Here is a 20,275-nt window from a genome sequence, read left to right as displayed (position 1 = left end):
TGTCGAAGACAGGCCAAGTCGGGTAAGGGGCCACTGGTTCGGCGGGCGGCTCAGCCCAGCCCACCTCAGCCCAGCCCAGCCCGGCTCAGCCCACCTCAGCCCAGCCGAGCAGCCGGCAGCCGGTCGGTGTCCAGCGGCCGGAGGTCCGCGGGCGCCGCGAGTTCCTCCAGGTAGTCGGCACGGGGCAGCGGCACCGCGCCGAGACTGCGCACGTGCGGGCCGTCCCACTGCGCGTCGAGGAGCCGGCCCCCGGCGGCGGTGAAGCGGGCGGCGAGGTCGGCGACGGCGACGCGGGCCGCGTCGGGCCGGCGGTGGAACATCGAGTCGAGGCTGAGGACGGGCCCGGCGGCGACGCCGAAGACCCCGCCGATCAGCTCCTCCCCCTCCCACACCTCGCCGCTGTGGGCGGCGCCGAGCGCGTGCAGCCCGGCCAGGCCGTCGAGCAACTCTGCGACCAGCCAGGCCGGTTGGCGCCCCTCGGCGCACCGCGCGAGGACCTCGCCGAAGGCCAGGTCGGCGCTGGTCCACCACCCGAGCCGGTTGCGCAGCCGGCGCGCGAGCCGCTGCCCGAGCCGGACCCCGCCGGGCCGGATGACGGGCCGGGGGTCGGGCGACCACCAGGCGACGGCGTACGGGTCGTCGCCGCCGAGCAGGGCGATCTCCCCCGCCTCGACGGCCTCCTCGAACCGCGCCTCGTTGTAAGCGATCGCGAACTCGTCGGCGGCCGGCAGGGGGAAGAGCCCGCACCGGTAGGCGGCGAGGATCTCCTCGGCCCCGAGCCCCGCCCCGAACGCCACCGGCCCGTCGCCGGGCGCGGCCCGCAGGTCCACCCCGGCGAAGGCGTTCACGCTCCCGCCCCCAGGTACCCGTCCGCCTCCAGCTGCCCGAGGTAGAGGTCGAGCAGTTCGGCGTCCACCGCCGGGAGCCGGATGCCGCTGCCCGCCAGCGCCGCCTCGGTGTGCGTCCGGTCGAAGCGCGGGAAGGTCGGCTGGAAGTACATCTCGCTGATCGACATCGCCGCTCCCGGGGCCCGGTCGACGAACAGCGGGACGAACGGGGCGATCGGGTGGGTCGGGTGCGCGGCGGCGTACCGGACGAGGCCCTGCACCCAGTCCCGGTACGGTATCGGGGCCACGGGGTAGCCGCGCACCCGGAGCCGTTCGGCGAGGTCGGAGAGGTCGGCGGGCAGGGGCGAGGTCACGTGGTACACCTCGCCGTCGGCGGGCGCGTGGGCGGCGATGTGGACGACCGCGCGGGCGAAGCGGTCGGCGGGGACGTAGTCGAGCGCGAGCCGCACGTCGGGGCAGGTGCCGCTGTCCGCCATGTACTTGATGAGCGCGCACATCTCCGTCCCGTGGTTCATGACGCCGGTCGCCAGGTCCCCGGTGACATCGTTGGTGCGCAGCACGGTGACGGGCAGTCCGGCCGCGGCGGCGTTGTGCAGCAGCTGTTCGGCCACCCACTTGCTCTCCACGTACCCGACGCCCAGCCGGTCCGGGTGCGCGAGCGGCGTCCGCTCGGTGACCTCGCGGATGCCGGCCGCGCCGAACCCGGCGATGACGGCGAGCGTGGAGAGGTAGTGCACGGGCACGCCCCGGCTGAGCCCGGCGAGGCGGACGACCTCGCGGGTGCCGCCGACGTTGGGGCCGCGCAGCTGGTGGTAGGGGTAGATGAAGTTGACCTGCCCGCCGAGGTGATGGACGGCGTCCAGGTTCTGCGCCATCCAGTCGAACTGACGCTGCGTCAGGCCGAGCAGTGGTTCGCCGAGGTCGCCGACCACCGGCACGACCCGGGCGTCCGCCAGGTCGTGGCGCAGGAAGCGCTGCTGGGTGGCGCGCAGCCGTTCGAGGGCGTGTTCCTCGTCGGGGGCGCGGACCAGGCAGTGGATGCGGGCGCCGGTGGTGGCGAGCAGGGCGTTCAGCAGGTGGGCGCCGCAGAAGCCGGTGGCGCCGGTGAGCAGGATCTCGGCGGGTTCGGCGCGGCAGGGCGCGGGGCGCCAGGACTGGCCGACGGGGTGGCCGAGTTCGGCCTCGGCGGCCCAGTCGACGGCGGTCTCGCGGGAGCCGGTGCCGCCGGCCCGCGCGTCCCGTACGGCGGTGGCGAAGGCGCGCAGCGTGGCGTCGCGCAGGAGGGCGCGGGTGAGGGCGCGGATGCGGGTGACGTCGATGCCGAAGACGAGGCGGGCGCGGGCGAGCATCTCCATGGCGAGCAGGGAGGTGCCGCCGAGGGCGAAGAAGTCGTCGGCGGGGTGGACGAGTTCGACGTCGAGCAGTTCGGCCCACAGGTGTCCGACGGCGTCCTCGACCGCGCCGGCGGCGCCCGGCCCGGCGCCCGTTCCGGGGCTCGCGACGGCGCCCGCGGTGGAGTTCGTGACGGCGCCGCCGGTGACGGAGCTCGTGGTGGAGCTCGCGGTGGAGCTCCGGCCGGCCCCGCGCGCCTGCGGCTCGGCCTGCGGGAGGCGGCGGCGGTCGATCTTGCCGGCCGGGGTGAGCGGCATGGCGTCCAGCGGCACGAAGGAGGCCGGGACCATGTACGCGGGCAGCCGCTCGGCCAGGTAGGCGCGGAGGCCGTCGCGGCGCCCGCCGTCGGCGGCGGCGTGCTCGACGAGCGTGTAGTAGGCGGTGAGGCGGCGGGGGCCGCCGGCCGGGTCGCCGTCGGCGGCGACCCGGGCCTGCCGGACGTCGGGGTGGCCGGCCAGGACGGCCTCGATCTCCGCCGGGTCGACCCGGTAGCCGTGCACCTTGACCTGGTCGTCGAAGCGGCCGAGGATCTCCAGCTGCCCGTCGGCCCGCCAGCGTCCGGCGTCGCCGGTGCGGTACATCCGCTCGCCGGGGACGGCGGCGTACGGGTCGGGCAGGAACGATTCTGCGGTGAGCCCGGGGGCCCGCCAGTAGCCGCGGGCGAGGCCGGGTCCGCCGAGGTGGATCTCGCCCTTCTCGCCGGGCCGCACGGGGCTCATCCGGGCGTCGAGGACGTGCACCCGCACGCCCGGCAGCGGCCGGCCGATCGGTACCGGCGCCGCCGCCGCGGCCGCGCCGCCGTCCAGCACCGCGGGCGTCACCTCGCACAGCGTGGAGGTGACGGCCGCCTCGGTGACGCCGTACGCGTTGACCAGCCGGACGCCGGGCAGCCGCTCCAGGCAGGTGCGGCAGTCGTCGGCGTGCACGACGTCCCCGCCGACGACGAGCAGCCGCAGCGCCCGCGGCCCCGGCCCGCCGGCGGGGAGCAGCGCGAGCACGTGGTGCCAGTAGGCGGGGGTGAGGTCGGCGACGGCGAGGCCGAGTTCGCGCAGCCGGGCGACGAGTTCGAAGGGCGCCCAGGTGCGGCTGCCGCCGAGGACGAGGGTGGCACCGGAGAGCAGGGCGGCGAGCACCTGTTCGAGGGCGGTGTCGAAGCCGAGCGCGGCGAGCTGCAGGACGCGGTCGCCGGGGGTGAGGCCGTAGGCGTGGATGACGCGGTCGAGCGTGAAGACGAGCGAACGGTGCGTGACCGGGACGCCCTTGGGGGTGCCGGTGGTGCCGGAGGTGTAGATCAGGTAGGCGAGGTCGTCGGGGGCCGCGGCGTCGGGTACGGGGCCCTGCGCCGCCGGGCCGTCCACCGGGACGGTCTCCACCCCCGGCACGGCGCCGATCCCCACCCGTGCCCCGCAGTCCTCGACGAGCCGGGCCTGCCGCCGCTCCGGGTTGGCCGGGTCCAGCGGCAGGAAGGCCCCACCCGCCTTGAGCACCCCCAGCCACGCGACGACCAGGTCCGCGCCGCGCGGCAGGCAGACCGGCACGACCCGCTCCGCCCCGACGCCGCGGGCCTGCAGCGCGGCCGCCAGCCGGTCGCTGCGCTGGTCCAGTTCGCGGTAACTCAGCGTGGTGTCGTCGGCGATCACCGCGACCGCCTCCGGGTCGTGCGCGGCCCGCGCCCGGAACAGCCCGTGCACGGTGCCCGCGAAGCCGGCGGGCGGCCGGGCGGCGGCCTCATGGCCTCCCGGTCGCCCGGAGGCCGCGAACCCGAGGTCGTCCGGCCGCCATTCCCGCTCGACGTGCGCACGGCACTCGGCCCGCCCGGCCGGCCCGAAGACGCGCCGCCAGCCGCCCGGAACCGTCAAGTCGCCGGGCCAGATCGCATACTGACCGTTGTCATTGCGGACCACGGCGTGACGGCCGGGGCCCGCTTCCTTCGGTGCGCCCTGTGCGCTGTCGACTGCGTCGTCCACCGGCTTGACCTCGTGGTGTGGCGGCAGAATGCTGGGAGGTGCGACATTTCCGACTATACGCACTCACGGCACATTGGGAACGTCCGGTGGCGATCCGCCGGAAGTCCCGGCACCGGACGGGACCGGGCGCCCCAGGACCGGACGCCCGGCGACCGGGCGTCCGGCGACACGCGCGCCCCCGTCACGCGCTCCCGCCCGAGCGGCGGGGTGAAGTCGCGGAGGAGGTAGCCTCGTTGACACGCCGGCGACAACGCCTGATGGTCGGTTACCTGCTGTGGATGGTGGCCTTCGTCTCGGCCTACTACTCCGACCCCTCGCAGCGGATCGTCTGGTGGACGGGCATCGGGCTGGGCGGCGTGGCCGCCATCGTCATCGGTGTCCGCCTCAACCGCCCGTCTCACGCGCTGCCCTGGTACCTGCTGGCGCTCGCGAACCTCAGCTTCACCGCGGGCGAGGTCGTCCAGGCCGTCCAGTTGCAGATCCTGCACCTGAACAACCCGTTCCCGTCGGTGGCCGACGGCTTCTACCTCGCCGAGTTCGTGCTGTACGCGGCCGGCGTGCTCGGCTTCATCCGCTGGCGGACGGCCCATCAGGACCGCGCGGGCCTGCTGGACGCCCTGATCCTCACCATGGGCCTCGCCCTGCTCTCCTGGATCTACCTGATCCTCCCGTACGCCCGGAACGCCGACCTCGACTGGTTCCCGAAGGCCGTCTCCATCGCCTACCCGCTCGGCGACGTCGTCGTGCTCGCCCTGCTGCTGCGCCTGCTGACCCCGCGCGGCGGCAACAGCCGCTCCCTGCAGCTGCTCACCGTCGGCACCCTCGGCATCCTGACCTCGGACGTCCTGTACGGGCTGATCCAGCTGCACGGCACCTGGCGCATCGGCGGGCCGGTCGAACTCGGCTGGGCCGCCTTCTACACCGCGTGGGGCGCCGCCGCGCTGCACCCGTCCATGGTCGAGCTGACCCGGCCGGTGCCCACCCAGCAGCCCGACCTCGGGCGCGGCCGGCTCGCGCTGCTCACGCTCGCCTCGCTGATCGCCCCGGCGATCCTGATCATCGAGTCGCTGAACGGCAACACCAGCAACGCGGGCGTGATCGGCGCCTTCTCCGCCCTGCTCTACCTCCTGGTCCTGGCCCGCCTCGCGGTCGTCGTGGTGGCCCGCCGGCAGGCCGTCGGCCGCGAGCGCGCACTGCGCGTGGCCGGGGCCTCGCTCACCGCCGCCGTCACCGTCGAGGAGGTCGCCGACGCCGTCCAGGCCGCCGCCTCCACCCTGATGCCCGCCGAGGCCGGGCACGTCGCGCTGCTCGCCGTCACCGAGGGCGGCGTCCTGCACGTCCGGCACGCCGAGCGCGGCGCGGCCCGGCACACCGCCGCGGAGCACCCCGGGGGCCCGGACGAGGTGCTGGCGCTCGCCGCCTACCGCGAGACCCGCCTCCTGCCGGTCGAGGACATCGGCAGCGGCCTCGCCACCCGCCCCGACGGCATGCCCTCCGCGCTCCTGTGCCCGCTCACCCTCGCCGAACGCCCCTCCGGCGACCCGCTGATCGGCGCGCTCATCGTCACCGGCACCGAGCAGGAGCTCACCAGCCTCTGGGGCTCGCTGGAGATCCTCGCCGCCCAGGCGGCCCTGGCCGTCGAGCGCGTCATGCTGAGCCGGGAGATCATCCGCCGCAACAGCGAGCTGTACTTCCGCACCCTCGTGCAGAACGCGAGCGACGTCATCCTGATCCTCGACGCCGACGACGGCATCCGGTACGCCTCGTCCTCGGCCGAGCGCGTCCTCGGCTACCCGGACCTGGAGGGCACCCAGTTCACCGAGCTCGTGCCGCCGGAGGACAGCCGGGCCGTCGGCAAGGCGCTGGCCCGCATGCGCGGGCCCGCCGACCGGTCGGGGGCACCGGAGCACGCCGGCGACCGGCCCCGCGAAGCCCACCGCGAGCAGCAGCGCGACCACCACTGGCGGCTGCTGCGCACCGACCGCACCCCCATCGAGGCCGAGGTCCGCCACACCGACCTCCGCAGCGACCCGACCGTCGGCGGTCTGGTGCTCACCCTGCGTGACGTCACCGACCAGCGCCGCATGGAGCGCGAGCTCACCCACCGCGCCTTCCACGACTCGCTCACCGGCCTCGCCAACCGCGTCCTGTTCCTGGACCGGGTCGGCCACGCGCTGTCGCGCGGCGAGCGCAGCGGCGCCGTCACCGGGGTCCTGTTCATCGACCTCGACGACTTCAAGGTGGTCAACGACACCCAGGGCCACGCGGTGGGCGACGAACTGCTGGTCGCCGTCTCACTGCGGGTCTCCACCGCGCTGCGCTCCTCCGACACCGCGGCGCGCCTCGGCGGCGACGAGTTCGCGGTGCTGGTGGAGGACGTGCTGCGCCCGGACGACGTCGACGCGATCGCCGAGGGCGTGCTGTCGGTGTTCGCCGAGCCGTTCAAACTGAGCGCGGGCTCGGTGCGGGTGACGGCGAGCATCGGCGTGGCGACGACCGAGGACAGCGTGGACGCCGCCGAGCTGCTCACCCACGCCGACCTCGCGCTCTACTCGGCGAAGGCGGCCGGGCGCCGCCAGTCCTGCCACTACCAGCCGGCCTTCCAGGCCGGGCTGGTGGAGCGGCACGAGCTGAACGAGAACCTGGACACCGCGATCGCCGAGTCCGCGTTCAAGCTGTACTACCAGCCGATCGTCGACCTGCGCACCGGCGACCTGGTCTCCTTCGAGGCCCTGGTCCGCTGGCCGCACGACCGGCGCGGCATGGTGCTGCCCGACGAGTTCATCGCCCTCGCGGAGGAGAGCGGCCAGATCGTCCCGCTCGGCGCGTGGGTCCTCGAACGCGCCGCCCAGGAGGCCGCCGCGTGGCACGCGGTGAGCTCCGCCGCCCGCGCCGCCACCGGGCGGCCGCCGCTGCGCGTCAACGTCAACGTCTCCGCCCGGCAGTTCCGCGACGCGGGCTTCGTCGACGTCGTGCGGCACGCGGTCGCGACCTCCGGGATCGACCCGCGCACGCTCGTCCTGGAGCTCACCGAGTCGGTGCTGATGCGCCGCGACGAGCGCGTCCACGACGACATGACCACCCTCTCCGGTCTCGGCGTCGGCATCGCCATCGACGACTTCGGGACGGGCTACTCCTCGCTGTCCTACCTGCGCGAGTTCCCCATCTCGATCCTGAAGATCGACAAGTCGTTCATCGACGGCCTCGGCTCCTCGCAGCAGCAGTACGCCCTCGTCGAGGGCATCGCCCGGATCGCCGACACGCTCGGCGTCCAGGTGATCGCCGAGGGCATCGAGCACCCCGAACAGCGCGACCTGCTCGCCGCCATGGGCTGCCCGCTCGGCCAGGGCTACCTCTTCGCCCACCCGCTCACCTCCGAGCAGGCGCGAGCGCTCGTGCGCACGACGACGAACGAGCCTGCGCAGCCGGGAGCCCGCTAGGACACTCCCGAGCGCCACGGCACTAGGCGGTGAACGCGGTGCGCAGCGCTGCGGCGAGGGCGGTCAGGAGCGGCAGGGTCGGCGCGGCGTGGCCGGCCTCGATCGCACGGATCTGACGCGCCGTCAACTTCGTTTGCTCCGCCAGGTCTACGACGGAGATCCCGAGGGCGGTGCGGCGCTCGCGGACCGCGTGGGCGAGGTCGGCGGCCGGGTCGCCGGCCGGGTGGGCGGGGAAGTCCTCGATCGGGCGTCTCGGCTCGCTCACGGCGTCTCCTCGTCGGCACGCGTCGTCGGCACGCGCACGCGCGGCGGTTCGGCGCACAGCGTGGCACACCGCCGGGTCCGGGCGTTCGAAGCGGCGGTCAAGAATTCTTGACCGCCGCGTGGGAGTTCGGGCACTTGACGGCCCGGCCGCCGCTTCCGTCGAGCGGATCACGGGCGGCCCCGGAACCGCGAGACGCCACCCGGCCGCCGACGCGCCCCCGGGCGCCGTACCCGTCGCCGCCAGTGCGCCCTTACCGTGGCAGAACGGGCTGCGTGCGCTCAGGAGGCCACTGTGGACGGGGAGTTGCTCTGCGGGGAGACGTACGCCGACGGCTGCGGGCGGGCGCTCGCCGCGCCCGCCTGGTGCCATGAGGGCGAACGCCCGGCCCTGCGGGACGGCCTGCCCGACGAGGTGCTGCGCACCCTGGCGGCGAGCACCTCGTCGGCCGTCCGCCTCGCCGTCGCCCGGTACGCGACCGCACCGGCCGACGTCGTCGACCGGCTCGCCACCGACCGCCACGAGGCCGTCCGCGTCCACGCGGTGACCCGCACCCGCTCCGAACGCGCCCTGTACCAGGCCGCCCTGCGCGGCAGCCGGCCGGTGCGCAACGCCGCCGCGGGCAACCCGCACACCCCCGCCGCCGCGCTGCAGCGCCTCGGCGGCGACCCGGACGTGGAGGTGCGGATCTCGGTCGTCACCAACCCGGCCGCCCCGCCCGCACTCGTCGACGCGGCCGTCCGCGACCCCCACCGGTACGTCCGCTGGTGGGCCCTCGCCCACACCACGGACGCCGCCCTCCTCCGCACCGCCGCGGCCTCCGCCTACCGGCGCGAACGCGAGTGGGGCGCCGGCAACCCGCACTGCCCGCCCGATGTCCTGGCCAGGCTCGCCCGCGACCGCAGCCCGCGCGTCCGCGCCCGGGTCGCCGCCAACCCGGCCTGCCCCGCCCACCTGCGCCTCCAACTGGCCGAGGACGCCGACCGGTAGAGGTCCGCTCCCGGCCGATCCGAAAGACACGCCCCGGTGCCGTGGCCGGATAGGCTCGGCCCATGCTGCTCCGGCACCTCATCGGCTGGCCGATCTTCCTCGTCGGCCTGGGCCTCCTCGCCCACTCCCGCAACGTCCCCCGCGCGAAGACGGCCGCCGGCGGCAGCGACTGGCGCTGGGCCCTGCCCGGGTTCGTCGTCGCCATGGCCGGAATGGTCGTCATCGGCTGAGCGCCGCCGGCTCAGACCGCCGCGGGCTGGGTGCCGGACGTGCCGCCGGACCGGGTGGTCGTGGGCAGGGTCGGGGGCGCGGTGCTGCCGGCCGTGGAACCGAGGGTGCGTTCGGCCTTGGCCACGGCGGTGCGGTACTGGAAGGACGCCTCCTGGGAGCCCGCGTCCTGGCGCTGGAAGAAACCGAAGACCATCGCGACCGTGCCGAAGCGCTCGATGCCGATGTAGGCGTTGAGCTGGACGCCGGCCAGGGTGCCGTCGAGGCGGACGGCGGGGGCGTCGGGGCGGTCGCCGAGGGTCACGGGGGCGACGGTGAAGCTCACCGAGTCCTCGGTGCCCGCGTTGAAGGTGATCTGGTGGCAGGTGCGGAACGCGTCGGTGGCGGTGTTGAAGTCGGTGGTGAGCTTGCCCGCGTCCTCGGCGGTGAGGTTCTCGGTCACCATCGGGTTGCCGTCCTCGCCGTCGAGTTCGGCCTCGACGTGCGGGCTCCCGGGCGTCGGGGTGGCGTCCGCGTGCATGTTGATGAGCGCGCTGAGGGCGTCGCAGCCGCTGGCCGGGGAGGGGTTCTCGCCGGGGGCGGGGCTGCTGGTGGTGGGGACCTCGGTGTAGCCGGGGCCGACGTCGTCGACGGTGAGCAGCGCCGCCTTGAGCTGGTCGGCCGTGGGGAGGTCCTGCGCCGGCGCCGCGGCGGCCAGGTGCGCCGGGCCTAAGACGACCGCCGCGACGAGCGCTGCGGCGGTGAGGGCGTGGAGCGGCCTGGAGTGAGACATGCGGGCCCCCGGTCGAGAGTTCGGGCAGGGACAGGCCACCAGTGTCCCACCGGGGTCGGCGGGGAGCGCGCGGGGACGGAAAGCCGCAGGTCAGTCGGCCGGCAGCGCGTCCAGGGTCGCGGTGAGCCACTCCACCCAGAACGTCTCCAGACCGATGCCGGCCCGCAGCACGGCGTGCTGGAGCCGGTTCTCGTCGTCGGCGCGTTCGGCCGGGAAGTCGTGCTGCTCGATCCGCAGGTAGTCGGCCAACTGCGCCTGGTGAAGGGCGAGATGCCGCCGGAGCTCGGCGTCGAGACCGGCGGAGCCGACGACGGCCGCGGCGCGCAGCCGCAGCAGCAGCGGTTCGCGGACGGCCCGCGGGTCGGAGCCCTCGGCCGTCCAGCGTTCGAGCTCGGCGCGGCCGGCCGCCAGCACCTCGTACTCCTTCTTCTGGCCGCGGGCCGGGCCGGCCTGCGGGAGGGCCCGGATGTGTCCGGAGGCCTCCAGCCGGCCCAGCTCGCGGTAGATCTGCTGGTGGGTCGCGGGCCAGAAGAAACCGATCGACTTGTCGAAGCGCCTGGTCAGCTCCAGTCCCGAGGAGGGTCTCTCCAGCAGGGCGGTGAGGATGGCGTGGGGCAGCGACATGCGGTCGATCCTAGGGGCCGTTCGCGACTACAGCGCCGCCGCCAGCTCGGTGCCCTGCTTGATGGCCCGCTTGGCGTCGAGTTCGGCGGCCACGTCGGCGCCGCCGATCAGGTGCGGGGTGCGGCCGAGGGCGCGCAGCTCGGCGTCGAGGTCGCGGCGCGGTTCCTGGCCGGTGCAGAGCACGACGGTGTCGACGGGCAGGAGCTGGCGCTCGCCGTCGATGGTGACGTGCAGTCCGGCGTCGTCGATGAGGTCGTAGGTGACGCCGGCGACCATCTTGACGCCGCGGTGCTTGAGTTCGGTGCGGTGGATCCAGCCGGTGGTCTTGCCGAGTCCGGCGCCGACCTTGGTGGTCTTGCGCTGGAGCAGGTGCACCTGGCGCGGGGGCTTGGGCTGCTCGGGCCGGCGCAGGCCGCCGCGCTCCCGGTACTCCGCGTCGATGCCCCACTTGGCCTGGAAGGCGGGCGGGTTGAGGCTGGCGGCGTCGCCCTGGTCGGTGAGGTACTCGGCGACGTCGAAGCCGATGCCGCCGGCGCCGAGGATCGCGACGCGCTCGCCGACGTGGGCGCCGTCGCGCAGGACGTCGAGGTAGCCGACCACGCTGGGGTGGTCGACGCCGGGGAGGTCCGCGGGGGTGCGGGGGGTGACGCCGGTGGCGAGGACGATCTCGTCGAAGCCCTCGGCGGTGAGCTGTTCGGCGGTGACGACGGCGCCGAGGCGCTGGGTGACGCCCAGCTCGGCCAGCCGGGTGCGGTAGTAGCGCAGCGTCTCGTCGAACTCCTCCTTGCCGGGGATGCGGCGGGCGATGTCCAGCTGCCCGCCGATCGCGTCGGCCGCGTCGAACAGCGTGACGTCGTGGCCGCGTTCGGCGGCCGAGACGGTGAACGCGAGCCCGGCCGGGCCGGCCCCGACGACGCCGATGCGCTTGCGGAGCTTGGTCGGCGAGAGCACGAGCTCGGTCTCGTGGCAGGCGCGCGGGTTGACCAGGCAGGAGGTGATCTGGAGGTTGAAGGTGTGGTCGAGGCAGGCCTGGTTGCAGCCGATGCAGGTGTTGATGGAGTCGGCGCGGTCGTCGGCGGCCTTGGCGACGAAGTCGGCGTCGGCGAGCAGCGGGCGGGCCATCGACACCAGGTCGGCGTAGCCGTCGGCGAGCAGCTGCTCGCCGATCTCCGGGGTGTTGATGCGGTTGGTGGTGACGAGCGGGATGCCGACCGAGCCCATCACCTTCTTGGTGACCCACGCGAAGCCGCCGCGCGGCACCGAGGTGGCGATGGTGGGGATGCGGGCCTCGTGCCAGCCGATGCCGGTGTTGATGATGCTCGCGCCGGCCGCCTCGACGGCCTGGGCGAGCTGCACGACCTCGGCGAGGGTGGAGCCGCCGGGCACGAGGTCGAGCATGGAGAGGCGGTAGACGATGATGAAGTCCTCGCCGACCCGCTCGCGGACCCGGCGGACGATCTCGACCGGGAAGCGCATCCGCCGCTCGTACGGCCCGCCCCACTCGTCCTCGCGCCGGTTGGTGGCCGCGACGACGAACTCGTTGATCAGGTAGCCCTCGGAGCCCATGATCTCGACGCCGTCGTAGCCGGCGCGGCGGGCGAGCTCGGCGCAGCGCACGAAGTCCTCGACGGTCTGCTCGACCTGCTCGGCGGTGAGCGCGTTCGGGACGAACGGGCTGATCGGCGCCTGGAGCGCGCTGGGGGCGACGAGGTCGCGGTGGTAGGCGTAGCGGCCGAAGTGGAGGATCTGCATCGCGATCCTGCCGCCGGCCGCGTGCACGGCGTCGGTGACGACGCGGTGCTTGTCCGCTTCCTCCTCGGTGGTGAGCATCGCGCCGCCCTCCCAGGGGCGCCCGGCCTCGTTGGGGGCGATGCCGCCGGTGACGATCAGGCCGACGCCGCCGCGGGCGCGCTCGGCGTAGAAGGCGGCCATGCGGTCGAAGCCGTCGGGGGCCTCCTCCAGGCCGACGTGCATCGAGCCCATCACCACGCGGTTGGGCAGGGTGGTGAAGCCGAGGTCGAGCGGGCTGAGCAGGTGGGGGTAGGGGCTGCCGGGCGTGGCGCTCATCGACGTCTCCTGGAGGGCGGGGGTGCTCTGGTTACCGCAGGGTAGGGGACGCCCGGAGCCATGTGCAACTAGTTGCATAATGGCGCGGCGGTATCGTCCTGGCACGGGCAACGCCGGAGCAGTCGAATCAGTCGAAGCAGTCGAGCAATCGGATGCACAGGAGGGGACGGACATGAGGGGTGGCTCGATCGCCGTGGTCGGCGGCAGCATCGCCGGAAGCGCCTTCGCCCGGGCGGCGGCCCGGCAGGGGGCCGAGCGGGTCGTGGTCCTGGAGCGCAGTCCGGGCCTGCTGGAGGACCGCGGCGTCGGCCTCTGCATGCAGGACGCCCGCTTCACCGAGCTCGTCGACGCCGGGCACGTCCCGGCGGACGTCCGCCGCCACCGCCTCGCCCTGCGCCGCTGGATCACCCGCGACGACACGCCGGGCGGCGACGCGCGCGGACGGCGGCTGTGGACCCAGCCGTTCGAGTTCCACTCGTTCCACTGGGGCGTGCTCTGGCAGTCCCTGCGCGCACGGACGCCCGCCAACGTCGAGTTCCGCCTCGGCACGACGGTCACGGAGGTCAGCAACGGCGACGGCGACGGCGCCTGGGTGGCCGACGGCCACGGGGGCCGCGAGCCGTACGACCTGGTGATCGGCGCGGACGGCTACCGCTCGGCGGTCCGCGAGGCCGTCTGCCCGCAGGTGGGACCCGAGTACGCCGGGTACGTGTGCTGGCGCGGCAGTTACGACGCCACGCTGCTGGAACAGCTGCCCGGCGGGGCGCGGGCCTGGCCGGAGGAGGAATGCGCGACGGTCTGCTACCCGGGCGGCCAGGTCGTGCTCTACCGCATCCCGGGCGTCGACCCTGGCACCACGCAGGTGAACTGGGTCTTCTACGCACCCACCCCCGACTGGCTGCGTCTGAGCGGCCCGACCAGCATCCCGGCGGGCGCGCTGGACGCCGGGCGCGCGGACGAACTCGCCGAGCTCGCCGAACGGCGGCTGCCGCCGTACTGGGCCGCCGTGGTCACCCTGACCCCGCCGGAGCGCACCTTCCTCCAGCCGATCTACGACCTCGCGACCCCGCGGCGCACGGCCGGGCGCCTGCTGCTCGCCGGCGACGCCGCCACGGTCGTGCGTCCGCACAACACCAGTGGCGCGGTGAAGGCCCTCCAGGACGCGCACGCCTTCGAGGAGGCGGTGCGCGGCGCCGACGGTTCGTGGACCGCCGCACTGTCCGTCTACGAGCGCGAACGGGGCACGGCGGGGCTGGAGTTGGTGGACCTGGGCCGCCGACTCGGCGCGGCGCAGGTCGTCGACGCGCCGGACTGGTCGGCCATGGACGAACCCGCGATGGCCGACTGGTGGCACCGACAGGTCACCGGCAGCGGGGGTTTCGGCGGCAGCCCCCTCGGCTCACGGCCGGGGACCTGAACGAACGCGGACGAGCGGGCCGCGCATGTCGCGCGGCCCGCTCGGCACTCCGCCTGGGCCCGTGAAGACGGGCCGGACGGTCAGACGTTGACGCCGTAGTCGCTCGCGATGCCGCGCAGGCCGGAGGCGTAGCCCTGGCCTATCGCGCGGAACTTCCACTCGCCGCCGTTGCGGTACAGCTCGCCGAAGACCATCGCGGTCTCGGTGGAGGCGTCCTCGCTCAGGTCGTAGCGGGCGATCTCCTGCCCGTTGGCCTGGTTGACGACGCGGATGAACGCGTTGCGGACCTGCCCGAAGTTCTGCATGCGGGCGTCGGCGTCGTAGATCGACACCGGGAAGACCACCTTCGCCACGTCGGCGGGCACCCGGGCCAGGTCGACCTTGATCTGCTCGTCGTCACCGTCGCCGCCACCGGTCAGGTTGTCGCCGCTGTGCTCGACCGAACCCTCCGGGCTGCGCAGGTTGTTGAAGAACACGAAGTGCTGGTCCGACACGACCTTGCCGAGGGCGTTGCAGAGCAGCGCGCTGGCGTCCAGGTCGTAGTCCGCACCGGTGGTGGTCCGGACGTCCCAGCCGAGCCCGATGATCACGGCGCTCAGACCGGGCGCCTCCTTGCTCAGCGAGACGTTGCCGCCCTTGGCCAGCGAAACTCCCACGATTCCCTCCTCGGATCTCTCCCTGCCGAGGAATCTACAACACTGTAGAGATCACGAGAATCCACCTGCGGTCGCTGCCGACCCCCGGCTTTTCTCAGGGACGCGCGCGGGAACCGGCCGCGGCCCGCGCAGCTCCGCGACCACCGGGTTTCCAGCGGCCGGCCCGGTTTCCACGCGGACGGGCCGGGTTTCCACGCGGACGGGCCCGGCTTCCGCACGGACGGGCCCGGCCGGGGCGGCCGACCTACACTGGCCGTGCGGGCGGGGCGCCCCGCCCCGCGACCGCGCGGGAGGATCCGATGCGCCAGCGGCACAGCTTCCACCTCGACCAGGCCGGCCACTCGGTCACCGTCAACGTCCGCTCCGGCTGGATCACCGAGACCGAACTGCTGGTGGACGGCAAGGAGTGCGCGTTCCACCGCGTGCACGGGCACGGCTCCTACCCGCTGACGCTGGCCGGACAGCTCGCCGAGGAACCGCCGGTGCCGCTCGCCGTGCGGCTGGACCGCACGGGGGTCGCGGAGCACCCGCTCACGTGCGTGCTGGAGCTGGCCGGGGCCGCACGGGCGATGCCGGAGCGGGTCGGACGCTGAGGCGCGCGCCCGGCTTGCCCGGGATACTACGGAACCGTAATATCCGAGAACGTGACGTCCGATCCCGCACCCCCCGAGGCCGCCGAGCCCGGCGCCCTCGACACTCCTGACACCCACGACACTCCTGACACCCACGACACTCCGGACACCCACGGCGCTCCCGGCGCCTCCGCACTGCTCGCGCTCCAGCGGGCCACCCACGCCACGCTCCAGCTGCTGGCCGCCGAACTGGCCGTCCTCGGCCTCACCGCCTCCGAGATCAACGCGCTCGCCAACCTCTCCGACGGGCGGGCCCGGACGGCCTCCGAGCTGGGCGCCGCCGTCGGCACCCGGCCGACCACCCTGACCGGGGTGCTCGACCGCCTGGAGCAGCGCGGCCACATCACCCGCGGCGCCCGCGCCGGCGACCGCCGCTCGGTCCTGGTCGAGCTCACCGCCTCCGGCCGGCAGGCCGCCGACACCGTCCGGCGGACCGTGACCGGCCTGGAGCACCGCGCGCTCCGCGACCTCACCCCCGCGCAGGTGGACGGCTTCCACGCCGTGCTCCTGGCCCTGACGAAGGCTTCCGCATGACCCCGCACGACACCCCGCACACTCCCGCCGCACCCGCGTCCATACCGGCGTCCATACCGGCGTCCACACTGGCGGCGGCGCCCGAACCCGCCGCCGCACCGGCCGAGTTCACCGCCCTGATGCAGGAGGCGACGGCCGGCGCCGAGCGCTTCGACCACCGCCGGCACGTCCACCTCACCTGGCTCGCCGTCCGGCGGCACGGCCGCGCCGCCGCGCTCACCCTGGTCGCCGACGGCATCCGGGCCACCGCCACCCGGGCCGGGGCGCCGCAGAAGTTCCACGTGACGATGACCCGGGCCTGGGTCGAGCTGGTCGCTCGACACGCCACCGACGACGAGGACTTCACCGCCTTCGCCGACCGCCACCCCGACCTGTTCGACAAGGGGCTGCTCGCCCGCCACTACCGGCCCGGGACGCTCGCCGACGACCGCGCCCGGACCGAGTGGATCGAGCCCGACCTCAAGCCCTTCGACCGCCAGCCCTCCTGACGCTCCGTCAGCTTTCCTGGCACTCCGTCAGGATCTCCTCGACGGCCTTCGCCGCCCGCCCCGCGTCCTCCGCCACCAGGCCGATCCTGGTCCGGCGGTGGAGCACGTCCGCCACGTCCAGCGCGCCCTCGTGGGTCACGGCGTAGGCGATCTCCGCGCGCATCACGTCGATCCCCTCGGCGACCGGCGTGAGCTCGCCGGCCTCCAGCACCTCCGCCGCAGCGCCGCCGTGGCGGGCGAGCAGCGAGGCGGGCACACCGCGCTCCGGGAGCGGGCGGCTGTCGCGGTGCCCGGGGGCGCCGACCAGCGGCAGCCGGGCCGTCCAGCACGCCCGCGCCGGGAGGCCGCGCAGGCGGACGGCGGCGTCCACCGCGTCCTCGGCCATCCGCCGGTAGGTGGTGAGCTTGCCGCCGACCACCGTGACCATCCCCGACGGGGACTCCAGCACCGCGTGCTCGCGGGAGATGTCGGCCGTGCTCCCGCCCCCGGTGTCGATCAGCGGGCGCAGCCCGGCGTAGGCGCCACGGACGTCCGCCCTGGTCAGCGCGGTACTCAGGGCCGCGTTGACGGTGTCGAGGAGGAAGCCGATCTCGCCGTCCGTCGGCACCGGCTCGTCCGGGATCGGACCCGGCGCGTCCTCGTCGGTGAGGCCGATCGCGACCCGTCCGAGCTGCTGCGGCAGTGCGAAGACGAAGCGGCTGGTCGAGCCGGGCACCGGCACGGTGAGCGCGGCCGTCGGGTGGCCGAGCGCGGCGGCGTCGACCAGGACGTGGGTGCCGCGGCTGGGGCGCAGCCGGATCGACGGGTCCACCTCGCCCGCCCACACCCCGGTGGCGTTGATCACGGCGCCGGCGCGGATCGTCAGTTCGTGGCCGCCCACCGTGTCGACCAGCCGGGCCGAGCCGCCGGTGACGTCCTCGGCGCGGACCCGGGTCAGCACCGTCGCGCCGTACTGCGCGGCCGTCCTGGCCAGCGCGAGCACCAGCCGTGCGTCGTCCACGAGTTGGCCGTCGTGCGCGACGAGTGCGCCGCGCAGCCCGGCCGTCCGGACGCCCGGCACGAGGCGGCGGGTCCGCTCGGCGTCGATCCGGCGCATCCGGGGCAGCAGCGCGCCCGGCGTGCCGGCGCTCAGCCGCAGCGCGTCGCCGGCGTGGAAGCCGGCGCGGATCAGCGCGCCCTGCCCGGGGCGCAGCAGGTCCGGGAGCAGCGGCACGAGCTGGGGCAGTGCCCGGATGAGGTGCGGCGCGGTGCGGGTCATCAGCACCCCGCGCTCGACGGCGCTCTCGCGGGCCACGCCGATCCGCCCGGAGGCGAGGTAGCGCAGGCCGCCGTGCACCAGCTTGGAGCTCCAGCGGCTGGTGCCGAACGCGAGGTCGCGGGACTCGACGAGGACCGTGCGCAGGCCGCGCGCGGCTGCGTCCAGGGCCACGCCGGCGCCGGTGACGCCGCCGCCGATCACCAGCAGGTCGACCTGCGGCCGGTCGGCGAGCGCGTCCAGCTCCACCGCCCGCCTGATGCCGTTGAGCCGGCTCGACCCCGCGAAGGGGCCCGCGGCCGGCGTGGAGGGAGTGGAGGGAGACGTCATGGCGCGAGGTATCCGTTCAACGCTCGGGCCAGTTCGCGCCGCCAGGCCGCCTCGGGGAGCAGGGAGGCGACCATGCGGTGCGACTGGACGGTGGACTGGGCGATCAGGAGCACCATGGCGGCCAGTTCGAGCGGCTCGCCGGCCCGGATCGAGCCGTGCGCCTGGCCCTGCTCGATGCCGGTGCGCAGCGCCTCCAGGAGGCCGCGCTGGCTGGCGCCGAGCCGTTCGACGACGTACTCCAGGAGCAGGTCGGAGTCGTCCGAGTGCAGCAGCGCCCCGAGCACCGGGTGGTCGCGCAGGCGGACGGCGACCTCGACGACGCGGTCGACGAAGGTCTCGCGGTCGTGCACGTCCAGCACGTCGCCCTCCTGGGTGGCCACCAGGATCTCCCGGGTGAGCAGCGCGCCGATCACCGCCTTCACGTCCGGCCAGCGCCGGTAGACGGTCGGCCGGCTGACCCCGGCGCGGCGGGCGATCTCGGCCAGCTGCGTCCGGCGCACGCCGAGGTGGACGATCAGCTCGGCGGCGGCGTCGAGGATCGCGTCGTCGGTGCTGCGCGACTGCGGGGCGTCCTGGGAGGCCGGGGAGCCGGCGTTACTACTTGACATGATGTGTGAAACTGTAACGCATGGCACCTGAGACGCAAGCGGGCCCGGCCGACGCCGCGCTGCCGCTCCCCCCGATGAAGTGGGACGCCTGGGGCGACCCGGCCCTCGCCAAGGAGCTGTCCGCGGACATCAAGGGACTGCTCGCGGCCGCCCTCGGCGTCACCGGCGACGCCGAGCCCGGCCCCACCGCCGACGAGGTCCGCCTGCGCCCCTCCCGGCTCACCGACGCCGACCTCAAGGCGCTCGCCGCCGCCGTCGGCGAGGCGCACGTGAGCGCCGCCGACGCCGACCGCCTCCCCCGCGCCGGTGGCAAGTCCACCCCCGACCTGCTGCGCCGCCGCAGCCGCGAGCCGCAGGACGCGCCCGACGCCGTCGTGCTGCCCGGCAGCGAGGACGAGATCGCCGCCCTGCTCGCGCTGTGCGCCGAACGCCGCATCGCCGTCGTGCCGTTCGGCGGCGGCACCAGCGTGGTCGGCGGCCTCGACCCCGAGCGCGGCGGGCTGAACGCCGTCGTCTCGCTCGACCTGCGCCGCTTCGACCAGCTGCTCGACCTCGACGAGACCTCGGGCGAGGCCCTCCTCGGCGCCGGCCTCACCGGCCCGGCCGCGGAAGCGCTGCTCGCCGAGCGCGGCCACGAACTCGGCCACTACCCGCAGAGTTTCCGCTTCGCGACCATCGGCGGCTTCGCGGCCACCCGCTCCTCCGGCCAGGACTCGGCCGGCCACGGGCGCTTCGACGACATGGTGCGCGGGCTGCGCGTCGTCACCCCGGTCGGCGTGCTGGACCTCGGCCGCGCCCCGGCCTCCGCCGCCGGCCCCGACCTGCGCGAGCTCTTCCTCGGCTCGGAGGGCGCCCTCGGCATCATCACCGCCGTCCGGGTCCGCGTGCACCCGCTGCCCGCCGTCAAGGCCTACGAGGCCTGGAGCTTCCCCGACTTCGCGACCGGCGCCGCCGCCCTGCGCGCCGTCGAGCAGCAGGGCACCGGACCGACCGTCATCCGGCTCTCCGACGAGGCCGAGACCATGGTCAACCTGGCCATGACCGAGCAGATCGGCGGCTCGCCCGCGGTCAGCGGCTGCCTCGCCGTCACCGTCTTCGAGGGCACCGCGGAGCAGGTCGCCGCCCGGCACCGGCTCACCCACGAGGTGCTCCTCGCGGCCGGCGGCACCTCGCTCGGCGAGGCCCCCGCCCGCGCCTGGGAGCACGGCCGCTTCAACGCCCCCTACCTGCGGGACTCCCTGCTCGGCGCCGGCGCGCTCTGCGAGACCCTGGAGACGGCGACGAACTGGAGCCGCCTGCCGCGGCTGCGGAGCGCCGTCACCGAGGCGCTCACCACCGCGCTGCCCGGCGCGCTCGTGCTCTGCCACATCTCGCACGTCTACCCGACCGGCGCCTCGCTCTACTTCACCGTCGTCGCCGCCCTCGGCGAGGACCCCCTCACCCGGTGGGGCGCCGCCAAGCACGCGGCCTGCGACGCGATCGTCGCGGCGGGCGGCACCATCACCCACCACCACGCCGTCGGCGCCGACCACCGGCCCTGGATGACCGAGGAGATCGGCGAGTTGGGCGTGCGGATCCTGCGCGCGGTCAAGGCCGAGCTCGACCCGGCGGGCATCCTCAACCCGGGCAAGCTGATCCCGTGACGGCGCGCGCGCCGAGAACCGTCGCGCTGCTGGCCAACCCGGCGGCGGGCGCGGGACACGCCGCGCCCGCCGCCGAGCGGGCCGTCGCCCGGCTGCGGGCGCTCGGCGTCGAGGTCGAGCGC

17 protein-coding genes are annotated in these 20,275 nt (G+C 74.9%); 8 read left to right on the top strand and 9 right to left on the bottom strand.

Annotated features, from left to right (window positions below; translation table 11 throughout):
* Positions 1–95 precede the first annotated feature (95 nt).
* Both ACFVU9_RS03300 and ACFVU9_RS03295 read right to left on the bottom strand, forming a co-directional pair.
* The gene (locus ACFVU9_RS03300) at positions 96–848 is read right to left on the bottom strand and encodes a leucyl/phenylalanyl-tRNA--protein transferase (RefSeq protein WP_380436055.1); all 753 of its coding nucleotides are present in this window, start codon (positions 846–848) and stop codon (positions 96–98) included.
* Positions 845–4,207: an amino acid adenylation domain-containing protein gene (locus ACFVU9_RS03295; protein ID WP_387589380.1), complete on the bottom strand. Its 3,363-nt coding sequence runs from the start codon at positions 4,205–4,207 to the stop codon at positions 845–847. Before ACFVU9_RS03295 ends, ACFVU9_RS03300 begins: the two co-directional genes overlap by 4 nt.
* 233 nt (positions 4,208–4,440) lie before the next feature.
* Between ACFVU9_RS03295 and ACFVU9_RS03290 the strand changes: the two genes are divergently transcribed.
* Positions 4,441–7,647: a putative bifunctional diguanylate cyclase/phosphodiesterase gene (locus tag ACFVU9_RS03290; protein WP_380496204.1), complete on the top strand. Its 3,207-nt coding sequence runs from the start codon at positions 4,441–4,443 to the stop codon at positions 7,645–7,647.
* Between the two features lie 22 nt (positions 7,648–7,669).
* Here the strand turns inward: ACFVU9_RS03290 and ACFVU9_RS03285 are convergent, their stop codons facing one another.
* The gene (locus ACFVU9_RS03285) at positions 7,670–7,912 is read right to left on the bottom strand and encodes a helix-turn-helix domain-containing protein (RefSeq protein WP_387589376.1); all 243 of its coding nucleotides are present in this window, start codon (positions 7,910–7,912) and stop codon (positions 7,670–7,672) included.
* Between the two features lie 291 nt (positions 7,913–8,203).
* Between ACFVU9_RS03285 and ACFVU9_RS03280 the strand changes: the two genes are divergently transcribed.
* Together ACFVU9_RS03280 and ACFVU9_RS03275 are read left to right on the top strand one after the other, a co-directional pair.
* Complete coding sequence (locus ACFVU9_RS03280) at positions 8,204–8,899, top strand: hypothetical protein (protein WP_387589374.1); 696 nt, start codon at positions 8,204–8,206, stop codon at positions 8,897–8,899.
* Between the two features lie 62 nt (positions 8,900–8,961).
* Positions 8,962–9,129 (top strand): hypothetical protein, encoded by a 168-nt coding sequence (locus tag ACFVU9_RS03275; RefSeq protein WP_380436045.1) that lies wholly within the window; start codon positions 8,962–8,964, stop codon positions 9,127–9,129.
* An 11-nt stretch (positions 9,130–9,140) separates the two neighbouring features.
* Here ACFVU9_RS03275 and ACFVU9_RS03270 read toward each other — a convergent pair whose 3' ends face one another.
* The 3 genes from ACFVU9_RS03270 to ACFVU9_RS03260 form a co-directional block, all read right to left on the bottom strand.
* Positions 9,141–9,899, bottom strand: coding sequence for a hypothetical protein (locus tag ACFVU9_RS03270; RefSeq protein ID WP_380436043.1), 759 nt, complete (start codon positions 9,897–9,899; stop codon positions 9,141–9,143).
* Between the two features lie 90 nt (positions 9,900–9,989).
* Positions 9,990–10,523 (bottom strand): PadR family transcriptional regulator, encoded by a 534-nt coding sequence (locus ACFVU9_RS03265; RefSeq protein WP_380436041.1) that lies wholly within the window; start codon positions 10,521–10,523, stop codon positions 9,990–9,992.
* A gap of 27 nt (positions 10,524–10,550) precedes the next feature.
* A complete protein-coding gene (locus ACFVU9_RS03260; RefSeq protein ID WP_387589369.1) occupies positions 10,551–12,590 on the bottom strand; it encodes an FAD-dependent oxidoreductase in 2,040 nt (679 codons plus the stop codon).
* Between the two features lie 172 nt (positions 12,591–12,762).
* On the opposite strand from ACFVU9_RS03260, the gene ACFVU9_RS03255 reads away from it, so the two are divergent.
* Positions 12,763–14,007 (top strand): monooxygenase, encoded by a 1,245-nt coding sequence (locus tag ACFVU9_RS03255; RefSeq protein ID WP_387589366.1) that lies wholly within the window; start codon positions 12,763–12,765, stop codon positions 14,005–14,007.
* Positions 14,008–14,087: 80 nt separating this feature from the next.
* Here ACFVU9_RS03255 and ACFVU9_RS03250 read toward each other — a convergent pair whose 3' ends face one another.
* Positions 14,088–14,663 (bottom strand): TerD family protein, encoded by a 576-nt coding sequence (locus tag ACFVU9_RS03250; RefSeq protein WP_329930832.1) that lies wholly within the window; start codon positions 14,661–14,663, stop codon positions 14,088–14,090.
* A 299-nt stretch (positions 14,664–14,962) separates the two neighbouring features.
* Between ACFVU9_RS03250 and ACFVU9_RS03245 the strand changes: the two genes are divergently transcribed.
* Genes ACFVU9_RS03245 through ACFVU9_RS03235 form a run of 3 tightly spaced genes read left to right on the top strand, consistent with a single transcriptional unit; the run spans position 14,963 to position 16,317 of the window.
* Positions 14,963–15,256, top strand: coding sequence for a hypothetical protein (locus ACFVU9_RS03245; protein ID WP_329930833.1), 294 nt, complete (start codon positions 14,963–14,965; stop codon positions 15,254–15,256).
* Positions 15,257–15,307: 51 nt separating this feature from the next.
* Positions 15,308–15,829 (top strand): MarR family winged helix-turn-helix transcriptional regulator, encoded by a 522-nt coding sequence (locus ACFVU9_RS03240; RefSeq protein WP_387589361.1) that lies wholly within the window; start codon positions 15,308–15,310, stop codon positions 15,827–15,829.
* Positions 15,826–16,317, top strand: coding sequence for a hypothetical protein (locus tag ACFVU9_RS03235; RefSeq protein WP_387589358.1), 492 nt, complete (start codon positions 15,826–15,828; stop codon positions 16,315–16,317). The genes ACFVU9_RS03240 and ACFVU9_RS03235 overlap by 4 nt, the downstream gene beginning before the upstream one ends.
* Positions 16,318–16,324: 7 nt before the next feature.
* Here ACFVU9_RS03235 and ACFVU9_RS03230 read toward each other — a convergent pair whose 3' ends face one another.
* Entirely contained in the window at positions 16,325–17,902 is a 1,578-nt protein-coding gene (locus ACFVU9_RS03230) for a glycerol-3-phosphate dehydrogenase/oxidase (RefSeq protein ID WP_387589355.1), read from the bottom strand.
* Positions 17,899–18,510, bottom strand: coding sequence for a TetR/AcrR family transcriptional regulator (locus ACFVU9_RS03225; protein WP_380436029.1), 612 nt, complete (start codon positions 18,508–18,510; stop codon positions 17,899–17,901). The genes ACFVU9_RS03230 and ACFVU9_RS03225 overlap by 4 nt, the downstream gene beginning before the upstream one ends.
* A 20-nt stretch (positions 18,511–18,530) precedes the next feature.
* Here ACFVU9_RS03225 and ACFVU9_RS03220 point away from each other — a divergent pair, with 20 nt between their 5' ends.
* Complete coding sequence (locus ACFVU9_RS03220) at positions 18,531–20,153, top strand: FAD-binding oxidoreductase (protein ID WP_387589352.1); 1,623 nt, start codon at positions 18,531–18,533, stop codon at positions 20,151–20,153.
* The last annotated feature ends 122 nt before the right edge of the window (positions 20,154–20,275 follow it).

The organism is Kitasatospora sp. NPDC057936, from assembly GCF_042887525.1.
GTDB lineage: Bacteria > Actinomycetota > Actinomycetes > Streptomycetales > Streptomycetaceae > Kitasatospora.
The sequence above is the reverse complement of the archived record's forward strand: the minus strand, read 5'-3'. Positions and strand labels throughout refer to the sequence as shown.